This window comes from Anaerococcus sp. Marseille-P3625 (genome assembly GCF_900232825.1).
Classification (GTDB): domain Bacteria; phylum Bacillota; class Clostridia; order Tissierellales; family Peptoniphilaceae; genus Anaerococcus.
The window spans coordinates 993,710-1,016,810 of the sequence record NZ_OCTP01000011.1 but is presented as its reverse complement, the minus strand read 5'-3'; the positions used below and the strand labels follow the sequence as shown (position 1 = coordinate 1,016,810).

The window sequence follows — 23,101 nt, the reverse complement described above, 5'->3', positions numbered from 1 at the left end:
GTATTAATATTGGCAGAAAAAAACCTCCGTCTCTTCTGCCTATTGGCTAAAGAGACGAAGGGTAAATTTAATAATAATATACCATCCGCGGTACCACTCTTTTTCATCGTTTGATGCACTTAGATCAAGTTAATGATTAACTCTGTAACGGGAGTACCCGAAAGCGTCTACATATCGACGTTTGGCTTGGTGGGGATATTCATTGAATTTATTTTAGTATCTTTCACCAACTGATACCTCTCTATAAAAAATAATAATCAATTACTCTTCCACTTCATCGCTTTTAATTGATAATAGTATTATAACCACTAATAATGTAAATGTCAAATAATTTTACAAAATAATTTATAAATATTTATATTTCAAGTAAAAAATAAAAGCTAAACTTGATAAATTAGATCTTTCAGGAATTAATAATAAAAAATTAAAGCATAAAAAATCCTAGCATTTAAGCTAGGAAATTATTTATTAATAATTGAATTAATAGCAGCTTGGACAGCCTTATATCTATCCTCATTTGTATGAGATGCCAAACAAGTTATTAAATATTTCTCACCATTTTTCTCATACAAGGCAATTAGATTATAGGATGAAGCCATAGTTCCAGTTTTGACACCCTTGATATCTTCATTGTAAAATGCTGATTTTTTATCCAAAAATTCATTAGTATTTTTCCAAGTAATATCCCCTTGGTCAGTTTTTATGGTAAAAGAACTTTCTCCCATACATTCTTTGACAAAATCATAATCAATAAGTTTAAGAGTCACTCTATTAATATCATCTAAATTGGTATCAGCTTGAGTTGAAAATCCACTCGGATCAAACAAATGTGTTTTACTATAACCCTCATTTGCTAAATATTGGCTGAGATTTTTTACAAAATAATCTACATATTCTTTTTCACTATAGCCATCTCCCAGGTCATTTTTGCCAATATTATATGCCAAAGCATAAGCAGCATCGTTGCCAGATGGGACAAGCATAGCTTGCATTATTTGCTTAGTTGTGTATTTGCCAACTTTTAAATCAGCTAAAGATGAGTCACTAGGAACAAGGTCTAAGATATCTTGATTAACTTCAATAGTATCATCCAGTTTTACCTTAGTCATAGCATAATCAATGGCAAAAAGTTTAGACAAACTTGCAACAGTAGGCAATTGTCCAGCACCTTCATAAAATAAATATTTGTCCTTATTTATGTCATAAACCGAAAATGAAAGAGCATCTTCAGGAATTTTTAGCTCCTTAGTGTCAAGTGCAAAATCAATTCTATCATAAAATTTTCTAAAAGTTCTAGATTTAAAAATTCTATTCTTATATAGGCCTAAAATAGCAAGCAATAAAACTAAAACAATAGCCCCAATAATAAAAATAACTTTTCCTTTATTTTTAACTTTTTTCATTTTGAATCCACCTATTTATATAATTATTACTATATAATTATACAATGTTAAAATAGGTTTGCAATATATTAAAATAATTATACAAAAAATTAATTAAATTGATTTTGAACTTTCTCTAGTAAACATTTGTATAATTCAATTATATGTGATTTTTAACTATCAAAATTAAAATAGTTAAAGTAGAATAAAACCCGCGTGTGCGGGTATTACATAACTTTCTTATCCCAAGACCCAGAATAAATAGGATCACTCCCGCGTGTGCGGGTATTACGTGAGTTTTACTCTTTCGATTGAGCCTGTGTTGGGATCACCCCCGCGTGTGCGGGTATTACGCAATTAAAACGTGATAGTGAGGGTGAAAATCAGGATCACCCCCGCGTGTGCGGGTATTACAAGGTATGGAGTGGATATTTATCGCTCTGAATGGGATCACCCCCGCGTGTGCGGGTATTACTGATAATAATTTCAATCTTGCTGAATATATGCAGGATCACCCCCGCGTGTGCGGGTATTACTGATTAGTAGTTTTATCAGCCTAAAAACAAAAGGGATCACCCCCGCGTGTGCGGGTATTACTGGATTATATGATCTAAATGATAAAAATATATAGGATCACCCCCGCGTGTGCGGGTATTACCTGAAGCTTTAAACACTTGATTGTCAAAGGCTAGGATCACCCCCGCGTGTGCGGGTATTACTCAAAATATTGTTTGCTTTCGCATGAATGGCGAGGATCACCCCCGCGTGTGCGGGTATTACATTTTGACGATTTGAATCATAGAGTGGATAGGAGGATCACCCCCGCGTGTGCGGGTATTACGTAGAGCATTCTTGATCTCACCTTTCATACTCAGGATCACCCCCGCGTGTGCGGGTATTACTTTAGTGCATCGGTACGTCTTAAGTGTTTGATAGGATCACCCCCGCGTGTGCGGGTATTACGATAAGTTCTATACGAGTCTTACCAGTTCCATAGGATCACCCCCGCGTGTGCGGGTATTACAGTAAAAAATCCCTCTTATTAGCTTATTTTACGACCTGCTTGTTCTAATTTTTATTCACTTTATGAATTTAATTTACTTGCCAATTCATCTATTTTACTTAAAAGCTTTTGTATTATTTTTGCATCTGCTAAGGCTCTATGTGGTACTTTTTCATCTATCCCATATTCTTTTAAGACCGTTTCTAATTTATAATTATTTAGAAAGATTTTTTCATTTTTTACATATTTCATTAGATCATAAGTTTTGTTTGGTATTTTATTTTTTGATTGGCGTTTTAATGCTTCGTTAATGAATTTAAGGTCAAAGTTTATATTATAGCCAAGTATTGGGTAATTTCCGACAAATTCTACTAGCTTATTTATAGCTTCTGATTCTTCTTTTCCATTTTTTAGTTGATCTTCATCTATTCCTGTCAAATTTTTTATTGTTTGTGATAATTTTATATCTTGTTTTACAAAACAGCTATATTGCTTAGTTTCTTTGGAAACTCTGATTGCAGCTATTTCTATTATTCGATCATTAATTGGGTTAAGACCGCTTGTTTCTAGGTCAATTATAACATAAGGCTTTGTGTTTTCTTTTGTTAGTTTAGAATTAGTACTATATTTCTTTGCTTTTCTAATTTTAGAAGCTTTGGAAAACCCGTGCTTAGTTTCTAATTTCTCACTAGAAATCTTTTTTGGGCTTAGTACTAGTGGGATCCCATCAAAATTTATTGGTATTTTTGAACAATTGTGAGTTTGGAAATTGTATCCTATCTCATTTCTATATGCATAGCTCATGGTTGCTTCGCCTATTCCAACACTATCAACGACACGCTCCCGAAGTTTCTCCCTGATTTTGCTGTTGAAATTTCCAATGTATACACCAGTTGATATTTCTTGCATCCATTTTGTCAAATCTCCTCTTAGGGAGGGAGGGCAATTTTTCAAAGTTATTACTGTAAGTGGCATTTTTTACTCTCTATAACTTATTCCATATTTTGCATTTTCATTTTTATCATCCCAGAGTTCTATTATATCCAAAGAAATTTCCTCATCTTCAGACATATCCATTAGATATTGTAAGTCTTTGACAATTTGTTGCATTATTTTCCCATCGACCAACTTATCTCGCAATTTTAATCTTGCAAGTTTTCCAATTTCATCTTCTTTTTCTTCTTTTGCAGCTAATTCAAATGCTAGTGGTATGGTTAAATCTGCCTTATACAAATCTGCTATATCATATACGAAAGATTTGTCATGACCCGTATGGACAAAGCCAAGTCCAGGACTCATTCCTAGGGCAACTATTATGCTATGACAAAGTCCATATAAGCAAACATTTGCTGAGGATAGTGCTTTGTTGACATCATTTGATGCATCAAAATCATCAACTTTATAATCTCTACCATCCCATTGGACTTGGTATTTTTTGGATAGGTCTCGATAAATTTTTCTAATCCTTGATCCTTCTCTACCACGAAGTTGTTGCATGGTTAGTTTTCTTACATCTTCATTTATAAATCGCATAGCGTACATTTTTCTTGCAACTTTAAGCCTAGTTCTAGTATTTGAAACTAGTTTTGCTTGTTTTTCTAGTAATTTTGTTGAGTGGGCAAGACTTCTGCCATTTGCGTAATATCTTACTCCTCTTTCTCCTACCCAAATAACTGTTGTTCCAACATCTCCCAAAATTTCCATAGCTCTATGACTTATTTCTGTACCTGGTCCTAGCATAAGAACTCCTATTATTGAGCAAGGAATATTTACCATTCCTCGATAGTCGCTAACAGTTATTGCACTATCAATTCTGTTGATTTTTGAATGTTCTACATATATAAAACTTACTCTATCGGAAATTCTTGGAAGTTCATTTAATTGGGTCTTTTTTGCTCCTGATATTTTTTTCATTTTATTGGTATTATGGTCAAAAATCCACAACCATAAGCTTTTTTCTTGCCGATTCCATTTACAAGCCCTTGCTTAAATTTTTCTAAATCGGTGATTTTCAAAATTCCCTCGTAAGTTGCACTTAAAATGGTTTGCTCGGATTTTTTCTTATCATTTTCATCGCCATGCATAAAAAATTCTTCATCTCTTTTTGTTATGGAAAATTCATCATCTTTTACAGCAAAGCCATTTTTTAATGCTTTTTCAAGGAAAAATGAATTGAGTTCATCCAAGGCAACTGGTAAGATTCTGCCACGTTTTTTGTATTTATTTCTATCAGAATGAGATTTTACTGTATTAAGTTTTATTCTAAATCTTGCTCTAGTACCTTCTTCTAAAGAGTCTAGAAATTGGTCATAATCTTTGCTAGTAGCAGAATTTTTAAGTCCATATTTTTCAAGCTTTTCATAGTCAGGTTTTTTTTCGCTAAGAATCAAAAGAAAATATTTTTGATCAACTTTATCTATTCTCCATAATTTTCTTGCGCGTTTATCCTTAGTTTTTTCTCTCTCATTTGGAAAAGAGTCTTCAATCCAGCCATGATAGCAGCCAAGGTGTTTTAAATCTCTCATTTTTTTGCGATTATTTATATCTATTTCTACTTTTGATAAATACATTTTTCGCCCCTATATACTTTCAAAAAAGTCCAGTGATTTTTCTTCACCACTTGCCATTTCTATGTTTTTTCTAACTTCAAATCTTGGTGCAAATTTACGTTCTTTTTGAGAGAAAGAAATCACTCTGTCATTTCTTTTGCTAGCTTGTTTTTCAGTAATTAAATTTTTATCTGCGTAAATATCTGCTCGGTAATTTTTGTGTTTATTTTTATACCAAGCTGCTGCCTGCCATTCTAAGTTTTCTAAAGCTTTGATTGGATCTTCATCACTTGTTTTGATTATAAAATCAGCTGGAATTGGACAAGAACGTCTACCCATGAAAACTTGAAAATACGGATATTTTAGACCATTAAGGATTTCATCAATCCAAATATCATCTTCATTAGAAATTGCCACAACAAAAACAGCATCTTCCATGTAATAACGCTTAGTTACATAAGTTCTATCAATATTGCCATTAGCCTTATAACTTCTTGCAATATGATAATCTTTTTGCAAAATTCCTTCTTGGTCTATGCGGACTGCAAAGTCCAAATCATTTAACTTTTGAATTTTTTCATTTTCATCTCGCCTATATCCAAGGCTTGCAGCTATTATCCCTATTACTGCAGATTTTGACGGATAATAATCGCTAGTTCTAGTTTCAAAACGCGATGAAGTGCCCCATGATTGCATGGGACCTTTAAGTCTTAATAATATAGTTTTCAAAACTATCACCTAATCTTCTAAATTTTTATTAAGTTCTGTTTCTAAGTCAGCTATTAATTCCTTTAAATTTTCTTCTGCCTTTCCGATTTCATTTACTCTTTGGTCATTTACTAGTAAATATCCTGTAAATATTGGTTTATCAAGAATTTTATCGTATTTTGTATATTCAGAAAAAAGTCTTTCAATAGATTTTTCTACATAACCATTTTCTGATTTGATTGGCTCTTCAAAGGCACTTACCATATTTAAAGGTCTATCAGTTCTTAAACTTACAACTACAGCTTGAGGTAGGGTTTGGTTGGCAAAAGTGTTAATTTTCCCAGTAGGCATTGATTTTACAAAAGCTTCTAGGAAAAGTTTTGTTGCATTTATAGTTCCTTCCTTGTCAGATAGCTGCCTATAAAAATCATGAATTGCAATATTGGCATAACGGTAGAGAGTTGACGAATTATATTCAACTGTGCCGAGCATACCTGCACCTTGATTATCTTCTGGAGCTAGGTCATCAACAGCAGTAAAGAAATCAAATTCACTTTGGATGGCGTGAGTTGAGATTGCATGAGCCACTTGAGATGAAGCATCTTCATTTAGTGAAGGATCATCAGCAACCATTCGTCCAAACAAAGCTATATCAATAGAGCAATCTTCATTTAAAATATCTTGCAAAATTTTTCTATCAGTAATTTGGTCAATGCTTGCCTTTGCAAGTTTGTTCGCTTGCTTATCGCTTATAAAAAACAGTGCCTTTGCTTTTTGGTCTTTGGTTGAAATTTTAGCAGCATTTAAGGTTTTTTCAGCCATATCCATAGCATTTTCTAAAGATATTGATTCATCTTTTTCAATTATTTTATTGGCAATGTACTTTACAATTTCAAGAGAACGAATTCCAACATTCCCTATATCTCCATTATCGTTAAAATATTTTCTCATAGCTCTTTTAAAGCTTTGAGAGCTAACTCTTGCTCTTGTAACTCCACCATATTGAGCAGTCTTTGGACTTCCTGTGTCGTCCCTATTGATATTTGCTGGTGGCATAGTTTGGATAGCGTGAATGTCTAGAAATAGTCTTTGGTTAATTGTTTTTTGCATTTTGATTTTCTCCTTCATTTTTTCTATATTTGTAATATGATCTTGACCATTTAATCTTTACTCCGTCTTTTTGATTTTTTAAAAACCAATACAAGTCGTCAGCAAGACTTGCATAATCGACCTTGACATCTGATTTTGCTTTCAAAAGCTTTATCATTTGTCTAAGGTGGTTGGTAAGTTCACTAAAATTGCTAGATGTAATCATGGCATTGAATCTTCTATCGATAGCTTTACTATCTTCATCCCTCAATGATCTTAAAGCATGACCTAGATTTTCTCTACTTTCTCCATCCTTGTAATCAAGTTTTAATACCGAATCAATTTTTCCTTGTTGATGAAGAGCATACATCTGAACAGCTGTAACAATCGCTCTTTCATAATCATTTAACTGTTTCTTATCTCCCAAAAAATCCTCAGAAATATTCTGAAAAACAAAGCTTAATACTTCAATATTTGCTAAGGAATCTTTGTTAATCGAATTTCTAATATTGGCTAAGATTGCTCTTGTACTTGGCTTATCTCTTGAATTATCAAGAATTCTTAAAATCCTCGACGTTTCATTGTAAAGCTTTATTTTGGAATTTTCCATCGATATCTCCTTTTAAATTTTTATTAATTCGTACCATAAAACCATTAAATGCCGTTGCTATATTTTTTATAGAATCATTTTCAACAATTCCCATAAAATCTCTAAGTCCAGCGTTTTCTACGATTTTATAAGCTTCATTAATTACAAGTTTTTTTAATTCTTTCTCCCAAATTTCTATCTTTTCATCTTTATTATCCTCATAATCAATGCTTACAAGCCAGTCTCTAAAAGCTTTATCTAATTCAAAATACATTGATTCTATATAATTTGATACATAGTCAGAAGATTCTATATTTCTAATTTTTTTTATGTCAATTACAAATGACCTAAAAATTTTGTCAACTACTTCTTTTGTTTTATCTATTGTTTGATTAATTCTTACAACCCATCCATAATCCTTTAAATCATTGATAATATCTGCTTCAATAGATAAGCTATCAACCACTTCATTTGTAGGAAGCCATGAGGTTGCATTACCATCATCTTCCATGCTTATTGCATTTATCTTTACAAGCTCATCTTCTAGATAGTCTTCAATGTGATTTAGCCATTCGATTATGCCAGGCTTTCTTTTTCCTATATTTAAATTACCTTCATTTGCATCTTCAGTTTTTGTTATCAAACCAAATGATCTCCATAAAGACTTTTGTATCTGGTGCTTTCTCGGGGTGAATTTTTCTTTATATGGACCTGCATTGTTGTATCTGTACACTGTCATCGGCTCCAAGAAATTATCTTCGTGCGAAATATCCGGTAATTTTACAATTCCCATAGCAAATGGATTTTTAGGATTATGATCATTTATATAAATAGCCCTGCTCCAATTTGTATAAAGCTCTGATATATTATCAATAATTGGCGATTTGAAATATTTATCTACTATTTCCAAAGGGCTATATTCCCAGCAAGGTTTTTGAATATTTGTGTTGTATTGAGTATCTACACTATTAACCAGCAGTAAATTTAAAAGCAAAGTTTTATATAAATTATCTGAAGAGAGATAAACTCCTCCTAAGTCAAAAAGCCAACCTTTAGAAGCTCTATATTTTTCTTTGCCAAATATAACCTTATCTGATAGACTTGTGTAAGACTGAAAAGTTATAAGCCATCTTGTTAGCTCATAGTAATCTAGGATATCTTTATTATTATCTTTGTCATATTTGGGTGAAAAAATTGCAACTTTGTTCCCACTTTCAGATATAAGTCTATTTATATTCTTTCCAGAAATCATGCTAGGATTAGCTTTACTAATCTTTGAAACATTAATTTCATCTTTCGTCACCTGATAAAAAGGATATTTACCATCAAAAAGATAAAATCTATCGTGCCAAGTTTCTAAATATTTTTCTACTCTTTCTGGAAATTCGCCTACTTGCCATAGATTTTTCCAAGTATCCATAAGCAAATCTTCATAATCTTCCTCATCTTCATCGTGAATTTTTTCTATCTGCTGCATTTTCTCATTTAATTTGATCATTTCATATGGATTGCCACTTGAATCATATCTCGAAAAAACCGTGTGAAGAATGGCTAGTAAAAACCTCATTACTGCAAAATCTTGAGTCGGCATCTCTCCAGCAAGGTCTAAGTAAGTGTGGGCATTTTTAAAAAATTCTTTTAGTCCAACAAGCTTAGTATTTCCCTTATAGTCAGTTACAACCGATATCCAAGGCTCATCTATTAAATTAAATTCGCTCATTTTCTCCCTCCTTTTTTACTATTAATCCAAATTTTTTATCGTAGCTTAATATTTTATCCAAAATTCTAAATTCATTGTTTTCATCAAAAATTATACCAAGAGAATTTTTTAGCCAGCTTTGCTCGTCCCAACTGGACAAATTTGCTAGATAATAATCCTCAAGCTCTTCTATTATCTTATCAATTATATACCCACCATTACTGTAATATACTGAATTTGGTAGTTTTATAGTTCTTTTTGCAATTTCCATGGCAGTTTTATTGTCATTTGGATCTAAAAGTCCTGGTCTATCAAAAAATTCATAGCCCCCTTGACAAGTCTTTAGAGCAATAACTTCAATAGAATCATTACTATCACGCACATAAGCGGAGGCTCTAACATCTGACGATTCGGCAATTTTGTTAGAGTTTTTTAGAAAATCCGAAAGATTTTTGCTTTCATCTATCTTTTTTAAAGGTTTTGTAAGTCTATAAACTTCTGCCTCAGATTCTTTTCTTAAAATTTCTATAAAATTTTTATTTTTATAATCCTCATATGTTTTTTTAAAATCTCCTTCTAAATCCAAATCCTCATCGGAATAAACAAGCTGGACTAAGTGGGAAATGTCATTTGGCAAATTAATTTTATCTGGCAGAAAATATTCGCTCCTAAATAAAATATATTCCGAATAGACAAAACTACTTCCCTTATCAAAATCATAGCCTCCGCAATTTAAGACATAAACTATTGGATTTTTAAGATTTTCTGGCCTTTTGGTTTTCTCATGTCTGTAAAGCCTTCCCATTCTTTGAAGAATTAAGTCCATTGGGGCAAGATCTGTAATTAAGATATCGAAATCTATATCAAGAGATTGCTCAATAACTTGGGTACCAATTACAATTTTAAAACTTGGCCTCTTGCCATTTTTACCTATAGTTTCTATCAGATTTTTTTCTTTTTGATATCTGTCAGTTGCTATAAAAGACGAGTGCAAGATTTCTACATTTTCCGCTTTAAATTCTTCTATACATTTTTTGGCAAAATCTTGAGCCTTTCTAACTGTATTTACTATAACTCCTACAATACCTCCATTTGGAACAAGTTCTTTTATCAGGCCAACTATATCTTGGCTTTGATCTTTTGCTTTCTTAATAATTTGATAATTCGTGCCTTCTTCTTTCTTAAAATCAGCAAATTGTTTGATAGTCTTTCCATCATTGTAGGTTAGAAGTGGGTAAGACTCATTGGTTTCAAAGCCCTCTGGCTTTACTAATCTCCTATAACCTAGATCTGCGCCAATCATATAGGCTTCTAAAAGTGCATTTCTTTTAGAAATTGGAAGGGTTGCAGAAAGAATTACAACCGGTACCTTGTAAGCACCCAACCATCTTATGGCTTGGCTTAAATAAACGTTCATGTAAGAATCGTACGCATGTGCTTCATCTATAACTACCACCTTATTTGCTAAGCCCAAATGCCTTAGCATCAAATGTTTTTGCTTTAAGGCTGCAAGTAAAATTTGGTCGACAGTTCCCACAGTGAAATCATCAAGAATAGATACTTTTCTTCCGGAAAACCACTCATTTACAGAAACTACATCTTCTCCATGGATATTCCTACTCTTAGGAAGCTTTGAAAACTCATCATTTAACTCTGCCTTGCCATGGATTAGCCTAAGAGATTTTTCCCCTTCTATATGATTAAGCCAATCTTTAACACGTAAGAAAATACCATTTGAGCTAGCTTGAGTAGGCAAGGCAAAAAACATACCAGTGCGATTGGTCTTTTGGGCAAGTTCTTCAACTGCAACAAGAGCCGTCTCTGTTTTTCCCATGCCCATAGGAGCTTCTATAATAATAATCCCCGGTTCATTAATTTTTGAAATCTCTTCGGAAATCTTTTTTTGTGCATCTCTTGGATTGTTTATGAAATCAAATCTTTTTTGGTAAATATCGTCAAAATAAGGATCTGCTTGCCAAGCTCTTGTCCTTTGATAAAGCCATTTTTTAAAACCTTCTTCAACTCGACTAGAATCTGTTTCAAATTGATCTATGGGAATTAAAGGAAAATAACTTTCGTTACTAACAATCCAGTCTGCCATAATTAAAAGCCCAGACAAAATAACTTGGCCAGGCTGAGAAATTAAGGGCAAATCTTCTGCTTTAGAAAAATCAGAAGCTGAAATTGCCCAATCAAAAATATTTTTTTGTAAATTTTGCCAAAATATGGCTATATCAGAATTAATATTATCTACTTGGTAAAGACTAGATGAAAAATAAGAAGATTCTTTAGACTCACTATCAGAGATAGGTTTACCATGGTGGGCACCAACTATGTTTGCTAGACAAAAATTCACACCAAAATTTGACAAAAAATATTGCCCACTAATATTGTGGCCTATATTTTCCTTGTGATTTATGGCATAAGTATCAAGATCTTTAAAACCTGCGTTTTTAAGATTATCTAAAATTAAATTATCAAGTTCAAAATCGCCATCAAATGATTTTTTGACTTGAAAAATTGGCGTTGCTTTTCCAATATCATGACTTGCCCCCAAAAACTTGCATAGGTTTTTGACAAGTTCATCCTTATCTTCTATATCGCTTATGACAGATTCCATCAAAAAATCCTTAACTCCATCAGAAAGCCAGTGATCATACAAAAGTCCACATACTAAACTACAATCTTGTAAATGCATCATTAAAGGCAACCACATAGGAGCATTGTTAACTCTATTTTTCTTAGCCCACAAATATTTTTCCATAAGCAAAAATCCTTTCTCCTACCATTATATAATAAAATAAAAACTTATGGAAACGTTTTTATAGGGCTTTGGTTTTTCCACTATGATATTTTTATACCTAAATTTTTTTTAAAAAAAATGAACCTCCATATCCAGCTACTAATGCCAGATATGAAGGTTCATATCATTTTTAAAATTTGGAAAAGTCAATGATTTTAGACTTTCTCAATAATATATTATTTTTTACTTACTATCTTACTCTAACTGTCAATGTTGTTTTATTAGTACCATTAGATGCACTTATTTTTACCTTTTGACCTTTAACTAAATTTGAATTTAATTGTATTTTATCTCTTTGTGCTTGTTGAGTGTAAGTCATGGTTAATGCTTTGCTCTTATCAGGGTTTATAACTTCTATTTTTAGTACTGTCCCAGGATCAGCTTTAACAAAGATATAATTCTTGCCACTAATTGGTCTATCTGCATTTATTACAAGACTTTGAGTTTTTGGCTGGAGATTTTGTGTGACTATGTTTTTGTTGCCAAACTTATCTACTGCAGTTACTTTATATTCTTTTTCTTTTGCTAGTTGATCTTTAATAGTTTCTGGAAGACTTGCACTTGCTAATTTTGAATCTTTATCGTAGTAGCCAGAATCTTTATCTTCTAAGGCATAAAGTCTTAGTATACCTGAATCGTCACTAGCCTTAGCTGCTATTTTTACCTTGTAAGTGTAGATATCTTGAGCTAAAGAAACTCCAGATTTTCCAAAAGTCGGAGCTTCTTTATCAATTTTAACTGGATTATTTGAATATGCTGGATTCCTTCCTGGTTCTGTTATTGCAAAATAATATACTCCATCATGGACAATGTTACTGTTTTTAACATCAACTGTTAATTTGTTATTTTCTGTTGACACTGGCACGTCAACTTTTACAAAATCCTCGCCAACTTTTTTGACAAGTTCAACAGTTGAACCATCAGGTAGAGTTTTTCCTTCTGGTAAAGTTCCTTCGATATATTGCTTATCGGTATCTTCGTCATACTTTTGAATCGGGTCAGATCTTAGTCTTTCTGGTTCAATAAGCAATGGTACATGGTCAACGTGATTTTCTGCCACTAAAACTTGATTTCCCAGATCATTTGTTCTGTAGATGTCATAGGTAACTTCTACGTTAGGTCCGGGATCGTCATTTAAAATATCTTCTGTTGCATTTGCAACTTCTGTCGGAGTTCCAGATATGGTAAATCCATTTGTAGTGTCCCCTGTTATTGATAATCCATCTATTGAAATTTCTTGGTTATTTTTATAAGATTTAAATTTAACACTTTTCAACTTATAGACATAATCATTTTCTTTTTGGTCTTTTTTCGGTATTGGTATAACTTTTTGGCTATAAGCTACACCTACTTCACCTTTAGCAAGCGGTGAATCTGTTACTGTGATGTAGCGTTCTCTTGTTCCTTCAATATTTCCTGACTTATCTGGTAATACTGTCTTAAAGTTTGACGTATACACTCCAGGAGTTTTAGTTGCCTTGCCTGTAATATCACCATTTGTAGCATCAATCTTAATATCTTCAGGCAATCCTGTTGCAGAATAACTTGCACCTGCCATTTCTGGGTCTTTAGCTTTTGGATTTTCAATCTTAACATCATCGTAAAGAGAAACAAACAAATGATTTACTTCTACAGTAAAGGAGTCTGCGGCTATTGGTTGTGCTTCTAAAGAGTCATCTGGTTTAACTCTATAAAGTTTTGCTGTATATTCGGTTGTTTTAGTGATAGTAAGTTTGCTCGTATCCAGTGGTGCCGAATCTATCGTGCCTATACCACTTGGTGTTTGTGCCTTTCCTCTTCCTACTTCTTTCCCATCTGGGTCATACCATACTATTTGAAATCTATCAGTTGTGTATTGATAAGGAAGTCCTGTTGTTTTTGTTTGCGCAACATCTCCAGGAATAGCTGTATTTATCCCTGAGTCATAGTTAGTAATATAAAAGTTTATTTTTGATGATCCTAAGCCAAAGTCTGCTCTAATTTTATTTGCAGCTTGTGCTGTTGTGACACCAAAAGCAGTTTGAGCCCACCCATTATGAAAACCCCAGTTACCTGTAAGTCCACTAATACCTGTAAACCAGTTGTTATTAAAAGGTGTCATAACACGTAAGTCTTCTGTACCTACTGCAGAAATAAACATCCAATCGATGTTAATATGTTTTGCGTTTCTTGGCAGAGCTGCTAGGGCAAATGATCCATCTGTCGCATTATCTGCAACTGTACCTATTCGATCTTTTAGATTTTGAGACCAATCTGAAGGAGGCGAGTAATTTGCTGCATCTTTATTTCTCGCAGGTCCCCAAGTTCCATTGAATTGAATTTTGTAATCACCGTTGGCATCAGTTTCAGAAGATTTTGTGGTTACAGTTTCAGCTATCCAATTTTCTGGATCTTTCTTTACTTGTTCTTGTATCCAATCTTGAAGCTGTCTTTCTAATGCATAAGTCCATCCATTACCACGAATATCATCAGGACTTGATAAGCTCATCATTATTGCTGTTTGAGGACTATATATTTGTTTCATAGCATAATCTGATAGATAAGAAGCTTTGATTTGAACTCCTGGTGCTGGAGATGATGGTGTTGCTACAATACCCCACTGGACACCGCCAGATGGAGATTCATAGTCCCATGTCACTTTACCCCATATATATCCTCCATTTACAGTATCTGATGATACAGTAGCTGAGTCTTTGTGCATAAAAGCCTTCGGTTTTTCCATGAAGAGAATTTTCATGTCACTAATGGTATTAGGTACTACATCAATCGTTGCTCCTCCTTGAGATATCCAAGCATTGTCTGATGGAAATACGACGTTTTCTCCTGTAATATATTGAAGTTGATGGCTATTTTTAATGCTGTCAGGAAGTTCATTTTCGTCAATCCAGAATCTGTACTTTTCATTACCTCCTGAAACAGTTGTGTCTGCATCAAATTTAATAATCTTTCCATCTGCAGCAACGTAAGGCTTACATCCTATATTAAGTCTACCGTTGGCATCTGATACTGCGTAATATACCGGCGATGCGTAACCACCATCTTCAAACCATTGAAAATAAGCTTTTACGCCTGCTATTGGTTTGAATTGTTGATCTGTTGCAGTGGAAAGTGGCAAATTAAGGTCTCCACCAACTTGTACGCCTACAAAAGCGTGGATTGCATTCTTTGCATCATTACCAACATTTGATTCTTCTGGTTCTGCGGCATCTCTTGTTGAAATGGGTACGCCTAGCGGGCTCATTTCAAAGTCATTATCTGCAAAAACCTTTGCAGGAATCATTCCTAAAATCAATGTTAATGACAAAAATATTGCCCGAAATCGTTTTAGCATGGTATGTTTTTTCATGATTTTTCCCTTCTTTTCTCGCCTTAAACATATGGCTTTGCCTGTTTTATCGATTATCATTTTCCTTAGTTTTAAATAAAATCATCTGTCATTTTTATAAGCTTTTACTATTCTTATAAAAAAAGGTCAGCCCAAAAGGACAGACCCAACAATTCAAAAATTAAGCTAGATTTTATAAAGTTTTCAACTTCTAAAATAATAATTTTTGCCTAAAGTTTCTAATTTATTGGATTCTAGTTTATTTCAAGTCTTATTTTTGGTAGTCTTAAAAAAATATACACGTATCCACTCTATATTATTATAATATTTACTGAAAAATTAATCAAGACTAATAATACAAAGCCAATTATTAGTATTTTGAATCTTCAAGGCCTTGGATCTTTATTTTTATATAAAGTAGTAAACTTTTAAATTTCTTCTACTTATATTCTCGAGATTATTTATATTTCCCAAAAAATTTCCAAGCAAAAAGACCCAAGTCTTAGCTTGAGTCTTTTGATTTCAGATTATTATAGATTAATTTTCTTCTTTTTTCTTGCTAACAAACATTCCAGTAGTTGCTGCTAGTAATGTTACTACTACTCCACTAATAGATGATACGGATGTTCTTGGATTTCCTTTCATCTTCTTTGTTTTTGAAGAACTTACTTTATTGTTATCTTTCTTTATTTGATAAATAAGCTTATCAGAAGGTATTGTGTGTTTTTTACCATTTTCATAGATTAGGGTTGCATTTCCTTTTTTGTCAACTACAACATCTACTACATCTGGATTTACCTTTTTAATCTTATCAATAATCTTTTTCTTTTCTTCATCAGTTAGATGATTTTTGTCCTTAACACCAGTTTTATCAGGAATTACCACTTTATTTCCATTTTCTGGTTCATTTCCTGGTTTATCGCCCGGTTTTTCACCTGGTTTTTCTCCTGGTTTTCCTGGTTCTTCGCCTGGCTTCTCACCTGGTTTTTCGCCTGGCTTTTCGCCTGGCTTCTCACCTGGTTTTTCGCCTGGTTTTTCGCCTGGTTTTTCGCCTGGTTTGTCGCCCGGTTTTTCGCCTGGTTTGTCGCCTGGTTTTGGTTCCGGTTTATCGCCTGGTGTTCCTGGCTCTTCGCCACCTGGGTTTCCTGGTTCTTCGCCACCTGGGTTTGGTGTCGGCTTATCTGGATCTGGTGTCGGTTTGTCTGGATTCGGTTTCGGATCTGGATTCGGTGTTGGATCTGGATCTGGTTTCGGATCTGGATTCGGTGTTGGATCTGGATCTGGTTTAGGATCTGGATTCGGTGTTGGATCTGGATTCGGTGTTGGATCTGGATCTGGTTTCGGATCTGGATTTGGTTTCGGATCTGGATTCGGTTTCGGATCTGGATTCGGTTTCGGATCTGGATCTGGTGTTGGTTTTTGTTGATAAGTGTTAGTTACTGTTAGGCCATCTTCGCTATAACTTGCGGTATAGTCTGTTGGTACATTTTCTTCTTTAACGTAGTAAACAAATTCTCTGCCACTTGGATCGTGTTTAGCAAGGTCTTTAAATTCTTTACTTTGCTTATCATCACCCATTTCGGTTGTTATAAACTGGTCTACTTTTTGCTCATATTCATTTCCACTTAAATCATGACCTTTTCTCCAAAGCTCAATTGTAGTGGCAGGTTTCTTACCGCCTTTCCAAACTTTATTGATAGTTACATCAACAACTTGTCCACTTGGTTGGTTAGGATTTTGTGGATCAGCTGGCTTAATATTTTTGTTAGTAACTATAATAGTTCCATTCGGACTATTCTTTGTCAAGGTTTCCTTATCTTTTGAATAATAAGCTGTATAACCTTTAGAATCAATTTCTTCAACCTTATATTCACCATAAGCTAGGTTTTCTAAAGTCTTTGTTTCATTTGCAGCTAGTTCAAATTCTTCGCTTTCGTAACCATAAGGTCCTGTTACTTTAAATTTAAATTTCAATGGGTCAGATGCTTTAGGTGCACGCATCATTGACATTGAGGCCTTAGCTGTTGCTGGTTCATTTTCAAGGACTTTCTTGATGGTCAACTTGCCTACAAAATGCTTAGCTGGATTAGCTGTTTCACCTTGTCCTGGTACTGTCTTTAGCTTGTTGGTAATGGTTTTATTACCCTTGTCATCAGTTTCTAGGCTTCCAAGAATCCAGTTGTCATTTTTGGCATCAAGATCTTTGAATGATTCTTTTGCAAAATAAGTGTAAGCATTACCGTTACTATCTTTTTCTGGAAGATTTTCCCATTTGGCACTTGTATTAGTCTTTGTAATTTCTATTACATCTTTACCTGATACTTTTTCTTCAGCTCCGTCAGCAACTTTTCTATAAAGAGTGAAATTCATTGTAGGAACTTCAGTCATATCTTCTGGCCAAATCTTTTCAACTTCTAAGCTTGTTCCATTTGTAGGTCTAAAGACTGCTATATATAAAGCTGCTAGTTTTTCACTAGGTATGAAATTAGCTTCTTTACTAACTTCCTTACCATTTTCATCTGTCCAATTAACAAATTCATAGCCATCTTTAGCTGTTGCTGTTGAACCTTTTAGATTTTCACTAGTGATATCTTCACTTGCTAGGCTTACTGTTCCCATACTTTCATCATTTGATTTGTACCTAATTTTTGTCGTGCAAAGTTTATCATAGTTTGCAGCATAGGTCATATCTTTATTTATCTCTAAATCATCAGAGAAATCTGGGTTCCAGTTTGGAGTTTTAACTACAAATCCGTCATTAGCTTTGATAGTAGGAGCTTTTATATCTCTCATAGTCTTGTTAGCATTTGGATTTACATAATAAACTGTTTGGCCTTCTAGACTTCCATTTACATTTGAAACAAATTTAACAGTTACATAACCATCTGGTTTTTCGTTTAGACTTCCATCATCCTTTGTTCCTGGAATAATATCATCTAGTTTAACGAAATTAAATGTGTAATCCTCATCTTTTGTGTAAGTCTTACTTGAAATTTCTTTATCCCAAGTACCACCTTTTGCTGTATAACCAACATTTGGATTTTTAGTAATAGCTTCTGCTTGGCTTGTTAAGTCAACTTTTACATTTGGATTTACATAGTAAACTGTTGTGCCTGATAGTGAACCGTTGGTATCAGCTTTAAATGTTACTGTAATATATCCTTTTGGTTTATCAGAGCCATCTTTATTTTCTTGAGGGATTACATTCTCAAGTGGAGCATATTGAGCTGTGATAGTTGTATTTTCATCTGTAAATGTTCTAGTTAATTTACTGTCCCAAGCTTGTTCTCCGTCTTTTTGTTTCCAACCAACATTTGGAGTGACTGTTGGTGCAGGTACTGTTACTTCTTTGTTTGGTTTTACATAGTAAACAGTCTTTCCATCTAATTCACCATTAGCTCCCTTATCAAAGGTTACTGTTAGGTAGCCTGCTGGCTTGTCAGATCCGTCAGTCTTTTCTTGTGGGATTACATCGCCAAGTTCGTTATAAAGAGCAGTGATTTTATCGCCGTCTTTATATTGGATAGCTTTGTTTATACTTGTGTCCCAACCTGCTGAAATATATCCAGTGTTTGGTTTTATAGTTGGAGCTTTATCCTCAAGTACTACTGCCTTATTAGGATTTACATAGAAAATAGTATTTCCTTCTAATTCTCCATTAGCACCCTTGTCGAATGTGACTGTGATGTAGCCTTCTGGTTTTTCGTTTTCTCCACCTTGTGGATTCTCCTTAGGAATTACATCGTCAATTGTTTCATATTGCGCAATAACTGTTTTGTTATCTTTTATTTCAAAATCATCTTTAGTGTCCCATCCAGTAAATTTATAGCCAACTTCTGCTTTTACTTCTGGTTTAACTATTAATTTGTCGCCTAAAGTTTTTGTTGGGTCTGCTTTTGGATTTACATAGTAAACAGTTTGTCCTTTTATTTCTTTTCCATGCTCACCCTTATCAAAAGTTACTGTTACATAACCTTCAGGTTTAGCATTTTGATCTCCTTTGTCATCGGTTGATGGGATAATGTCATCAAGCTTTTTAAAGTTTCCTTTAACTGTAGTGTCTTGTTCGTATTTCTTTGCCTTACTTGTATCTTGGTCCCACTTTTCAAAGACGTAGCCTGTGTCTGCCGCTGTCTTTGGTTGAGGAACTGTTACTTCTTTAGCAGGATTTACATAGTAAACTTTAACTTCGCCATCTGCAATCTTGCCGCCTGTGGCTGGGTCAATTACAAATTCGACTTTCTTGTATCCAGCTGGTTGTTTATTTTCTGTGCCATCTGAATTTGTTTTCGGAATGACTTCATCTAATTCGTTGAATGAACCTGTGATTGTTGTGTCTTTATCATAGACTGTTGGAGTAGTCGCATCCTTATCCCAAGCACCAAATTCATAACCTGTGTTGGCTTCTGTAGCTGGTGGATTAATTGTTACATATTCATTTGGGTTTACATAGAATTTAGCAACCCCAGTAATTGAACCTTTGTCTTCATCACCAGTTTTTACAACAAATGTAACTTCCTTATAGCCTTTTGGCTTTTCATTTGTATTACCCTTGTCATCTTTTTCCGGAATAACATTATCAAGCTTTGTAGCCTTTGCTGTTACTACTATATCAGCAGCTTCAATTACAAGGCTGTCTTCCTTATCCCACTTATCGAACTTGTAACCAGTTTGTGCTTCGTATGCTGGTTTTACAAGTTCTGCATTTCCAAGTGTAATGCCTGCATTTTTCTTTACGTAATATGCTTTTTGCTCAGTTAATTTTAATCCTGGGTCTGCTGCGAAAGTTACTCTTACATAGCCCTCTGGTCTTACCATTGGATCAGATACGCTTGGATCGTAAGGAATTATGTTCTTTGTTTCCTCATAAGTTGCAGTGATTACTGTTAAATCTGCAGTAAACTTTTGTGCAGTGCTTGGAGTATAAGCTGCTCCATCTGCATTTGCTCCCATCTTCCATTCTTTAAATGTATAGGTAGCCTTAGCTTCAGGATTTGCAATTGGAATTGTTACATCTCTTTTAGGATTTACATAGAAAATCTTTTCTGTTGTGTCTTTTGCCTTATCTGTTGGTACGAATTTTACCTCAACATAGCCGTCTGGTTTTTCATTTGGATTACCAGATCCATCTTTTGCCGGAATGACATCAGGAAGTTTTTCGTAGTAAATCTTAATAGTAGCCTTGTTATCCATAGCGTATTTTCCATTTGCTGGATTTAGTTCAATCCTGTTAAACTTATAACCTATAAGCTTAGGTGCTGTATCTTTAGTAAATACATCAGATGCAATCGCTTCGTCTAATTTGCCTTCTTTTTCTGTTGGATATTCTACTCCGTCGATCTTAAAGTCATCAGCAATAGGCTTACCATCTAGGTCAAGGTATTTAACAAGAGCGCTAGCTTGTTCATAGTGGGCGTAGAACACTTCTGGTGCATAACCGTTATCAGGGTCTGCGTCCCAATCCCAGCCTTTGAATTGAATTTCGTAATTATCGGCAACTGCTGAGCCTTTATCTGCCTTGTCTTGCCATTCTTTAAAATCAAATCCATCTTTTGTTGGATTGCTGTATGCTTTGTCAAATTCATCCTTGACTTCTTTAAAGGTTACTTTTTCAACAGTAGCGTTGTTTCCGTCAAAGTATACATAGACAGTTTTTTTATCTTTAGGATCTGATTCAAATTTACCTTCATTAGCATCAAATATAACTGGGAAGTAAACATTTTTATTTGTCGGTTCTTCTGTTGTTACTTTTTTAAAGTAAGAGTACTTAACAATATCTAGATTATCAGGATCTTTTGCATCCTTATAATATTTACCCTTTATTGAATCTCTACTACTATAGATATATCCCTTAAAATCAGGTCCTGTGGTCGCAAAGTCAATATCTTGAGCCTCTCCACCAAGACCACCAGATTTTTCTGTAGGATAGTCTTGTCCGGCTATCTTATATTTCGCGTCGATTTCATTGCCGTTTTGGTCAACATAGACAATCTTTATTATTCCAGTTCCATATTGGGCAGTAATTGTGGAATCCTCTTTGTAAATCTGTCTACTTCCAAATGTATAGTCAGTGCCAGCGCCACTAGCACTATCTTCCTTTATTGTCCACTTAGAAAACTTATTGTCACCAGCTCCCACTGGATCTTTTCCTGGAACTATAACTTTGGCTTTAGGATTTACATAATAGTAGGTCTTATCTGGGTTTTGCGCCTTATCTGTCGGGTCAATGGTTACCTTTACATAATCAGCAGGTATATGTGGGTATTTGTTACCATCGTCAGTTCCCTTATAGATATTTTTTAAGACCTTGATAGGTATATCTATCTCACGTGTGGTACCGTCATCGTATGTGATCTTTGCTTTTACTGTTTCAGTTCTTGAGACTTCGTCTGTCCTATTTTCTTTGACCTTTTCATAAATAAATTTCTTTAGGTCATCGCTATCTTTATCATATTCGGTGCCCTTATCATCTACTATAGAGAATTTTACATCATTAGGTAGTGGTACAAAATCTCCATTAGCATCTTTAACCTTAACTTGGGCCTTTAAATCATCAAACGTAGGAACAAAGTCATTTGTAATTATTGGGGGTCTATTATTTCTAAATCTTATTAGTGACTCACTTGTTACAAGTTCTTCAGCTTGAATGTCTTCGTCGGACCAAATTGCATAGAAGGTCTTTGCAGCTTTAAGGTTTGCATAGTCGCTATCAGTTGCAGGAGTCGTTCCATTAGCATCAGTAGCCCAGCCCTTAAAAGCCTTGCCTGGTTTTGTTGGAGTTTCTGCCTTTTCAATTAAAGTGCCATCATATTCAACTTCTTTTACTATCTTTGTTTCAGTATCAGGAGCTGTAAAATTAGCAAACTTTCCACCATTAGCATCAAAGGTCACAGGGATAATCTCGGTCATGGTAAGTTTTCCGCCGTTGATTACATCGTAAGTGAAGTCGTATTTGAATTTATGGTCGCCTGACTTAACAGTCTTAACTCCATTGTTTTCTTCAAAAGTTAATCCTGCAGTGTTAGTTTTAACTTCCACTGTTTGAGGAGTTGTTTCAAGTTCAGAAGAATTGAAAGACCATGGTCCATTGTCTTCATCTTCATCAAAGTTTTCTACAAAACTCTCTCTTAATATTGTTCTTGTCGTATCGTTTTTAGGAAAATTAAAAGTATTGTCTGTCTCATCATCTGCCTTAAAATATCCTTCAATTTGAGGTCTGTTAGATTCTTCTAAGCTTGTGTGCCATTCAGATACAAATTTTGTAGAAGCTACTTGTTGAATATTAATATCTAGGAAAGATATGGTTGCAACTTGTTTTTCCCCTTCTTGTCTCCATTGAGATTTAGGTGTACCATTAGACTCTTGGATAATAAGTTGTATTTCTTTACTATAATTTCTTTCTATTTGGACATTATAGGTATATGGTTTTCCTTCTACATCATATAAAGGTAGGTAGGTCGGTTTTCCATCACTACCTTGCCAAGTATAGGTTCCTTCTTTATCTACTAATAGGGTATATGTTACACCTGTCATAACATTCCCATTTGTTTGGGTAAACAAAAGCTTAACCTTTTGATCTTTGCCTAGGACCTTATCCCAATCAAAGGGACTACCATCAATTCCTCTTGTTGTAAGTTCTCCCTTTACATTTGCCCAATACTTTGGTTTGTCTGGATCAGCTGGTTGCTGACCATTGATGTATGGGGATTTGGTAGAGAAGAGGGTTGCCTCTCCTCCTTTTTTCCCAAATTTCTTTTGTTTTTTTTCTTTTCCTAGCTTTGCTAGGTCTGCAGGGTCTATTTTTGGATAATCCTTTGCCGTTAACTCTCCAATCTTTATTAGATTCGCGTTGGAAGGATTATTCTCTTTAGCGTATGCTGTGCCAAATACAAAAATTTGTATGACAAAGATAAGTGCTAAAATCCCTGACAATAGTTTTTTCTTCATTATTGTT

The 23,101-nt window shown here is 34.2% G+C and carries 11 protein-coding genes, 1 CRISPR repeat array and 1 other annotated feature; all 11 genes read right to left on the bottom strand.

The features are described from left to right. Nucleotides 1–47: 47 nt before the first annotated feature. Nucleotides 48–287, bottom strand: a binding site (T-box leader). 174 nt (nucleotides 288–461) lie between these two features. Then, the gene (locus tag CS884_RS10115; protein WP_099321686.1) at nucleotides 462–1,403 is read right to left on the bottom strand and encodes a serine hydrolase; all 942 of its coding nucleotides are present in this window, start codon (nucleotides 1,401–1,403) and stop codon (nucleotides 462–464) included. Nucleotides 1,404–1,584: 181 nt separating this feature from the next. Next, a CRISPR array of direct repeats spans nucleotides 1,585–2,406; the repeat unit is 28 nt; unit sequence GGATCACCCCCGCGTGTGCGGGTATTAC. Nucleotides 2,407–2,466: 60 nt separating this feature from the next. Further along, nucleotides 2,467–3,360, bottom strand: a complete 894-nt coding sequence (cas2e, locus tag CS884_RS10110) for a type I-E CRISPR-associated endoribonuclease Cas2e (RefSeq protein ID WP_099321685.1) — start codon at nucleotides 3,358–3,360, stop codon at nucleotides 2,467–2,469. Nucleotides 3,361–3,363: 3 nt separating this feature from the next. After that, nucleotides 3,364–4,299, bottom strand: coding sequence for a type I-E CRISPR-associated endonuclease Cas1e (cas1e, locus tag CS884_RS10105; protein ID WP_099321787.1), 936 nt, complete (start codon nucleotides 4,297–4,299; stop codon nucleotides 3,364–3,366). Next, nucleotides 4,296–4,955: a type I-E CRISPR-associated protein Cas6/Cse3/CasE gene (cas6e, locus tag CS884_RS10100; RefSeq protein WP_099321684.1), complete on the bottom strand. Its 660-nt coding sequence runs from the start codon at nucleotides 4,953–4,955 to the stop codon at nucleotides 4,296–4,298. Before cas6e ends, cas1e begins: the two co-directional genes overlap by 4 nt. Nucleotides 4,956–4,964: 9 nt before the next feature. After that, nucleotides 4,965–5,672 carry a type I-E CRISPR-associated protein Cas5/CasD gene (gene cas5e / locus CS884_RS10095; protein ID WP_257875784.1) on the bottom strand — a complete coding sequence of 236 codons (708 nt, stop codon included), beginning with the start codon at nucleotides 5,670–5,672 and terminating at the stop codon, nucleotides 4,965–4,967. Beyond that, nucleotides 5,673–6,752, bottom strand: a complete 1,080-nt coding sequence (gene cas7e, locus CS884_RS10090; RefSeq protein WP_099321683.1) for a type I-E CRISPR-associated protein Cas7/Cse4/CasC — start codon at nucleotides 6,750–6,752, stop codon at nucleotides 5,673–5,675. It abuts the gene before it with no gap. Further along, nucleotides 6,736–7,341, bottom strand: a complete 606-nt coding sequence (gene casB, locus CS884_RS10085) for a type I-E CRISPR-associated protein Cse2/CasB (protein ID WP_099321682.1) — start codon at nucleotides 7,339–7,341, stop codon at nucleotides 6,736–6,738. The genes cas7e and casB overlap by 17 nt, the downstream gene beginning before the upstream one ends. Then, nucleotides 7,310–9,040: a type I-E CRISPR-associated protein Cse1/CasA gene (locus CS884_RS10080; RefSeq protein WP_099321681.1), complete on the bottom strand. Its 1,731-nt coding sequence runs from the start codon at nucleotides 9,038–9,040 to the stop codon at nucleotides 7,310–7,312. The genes casB and CS884_RS10080 overlap by 32 nt, the downstream gene beginning before the upstream one ends. Further along, the gene (locus tag CS884_RS10075; protein ID WP_099321680.1) at nucleotides 9,027–11,783 is read right to left on the bottom strand and encodes a CRISPR-associated helicase/endonuclease Cas3; all 2,757 of its coding nucleotides are present in this window, start codon (nucleotides 11,781–11,783) and stop codon (nucleotides 9,027–9,029) included. The genes CS884_RS10080 and CS884_RS10075 overlap by 14 nt, the downstream gene beginning before the upstream one ends. 229 nt (nucleotides 11,784–12,012) lie before the next feature. After that, nucleotides 12,013–15,228 (bottom strand): hypothetical protein, encoded by a 3,216-nt coding sequence (locus CS884_RS10070; RefSeq protein ID WP_143434424.1) that lies wholly within the window; start codon nucleotides 15,226–15,228, stop codon nucleotides 12,013–12,015. 456 nt (nucleotides 15,229–15,684) lie between these two features. Then, nucleotides 15,685–23,094: an InlB B-repeat-containing protein gene (locus CS884_RS10685; RefSeq protein ID WP_180753328.1), complete on the bottom strand. Its 7,410-nt coding sequence runs from the start codon at nucleotides 23,092–23,094 to the stop codon at nucleotides 15,685–15,687. Nucleotides 23,095–23,101: the final 7 nt, after the last annotated feature.

What these genes read in the sequence shown, in the direction of transcription:
- CS884_RS10080 (WP_099321681.1), bottom strand. Translation starts at nt 9,040, where the DNA reads ATGAGCGAATTTAATTTAATAGATGAGCCTTGGATATCGGTTGTAACT.
- cas6e (WP_099321684.1), bottom strand. Translation starts at nt 4,955, where the DNA reads ATGTATTTATCAAAAGTAGAAATAGATATAAATAATCGCAAAAAAATG.
- cas2e (WP_099321685.1), bottom strand. Translation starts at nt 3,360, where the DNA reads ATGCCACTTACAGTAATAACTTTGAAAAATTGCCCTCCCTCCCTAAGA.
- CS884_RS10115 (WP_099321686.1), bottom strand. Translation starts at nt 1,403, where the DNA reads ATGAAAAAAGTTAAAAATAAAGGAAAAGTTATTTTTATTATTGGGGCT.
- CS884_RS10070 (WP_143434424.1), bottom strand. Translation starts at nt 15,228, where the DNA reads ATGATAATCGATAAAACAGGCAAAGCCATATGTTTAAGGCGAGAAAAG.
- CS884_RS10685 (WP_180753328.1), bottom strand. Translation starts at nt 23,094, where the DNA reads ATGAAGAAAAAACTATTGTCAGGGATTTTAGCACTTATCTTTGTCATA.
- cas7e (WP_099321683.1), bottom strand. Translation starts at nt 6,752, where the DNA reads ATGCAAAAAACAATTAACCAAAGACTATTTCTAGACATTCACGCTATC.
- cas1e (WP_099321787.1), bottom strand. Translation starts at nt 4,299, where the DNA reads ATGAAAAAAATATCAGGAGCAAAAAAGACCCAATTAAATGAACTTCCA.
- CS884_RS10075 (WP_099321680.1), bottom strand. Translation starts at nt 11,783, where the DNA reads ATGGAAAAATATTTGTGGGCTAAGAAAAATAGAGTTAACAATGCTCCT.
- casB (WP_099321682.1), bottom strand. Translation starts at nt 7,341, where the DNA reads ATGGAAAATTCCAAAATAAAGCTTTACAATGAAACGTCGAGGATTTTA.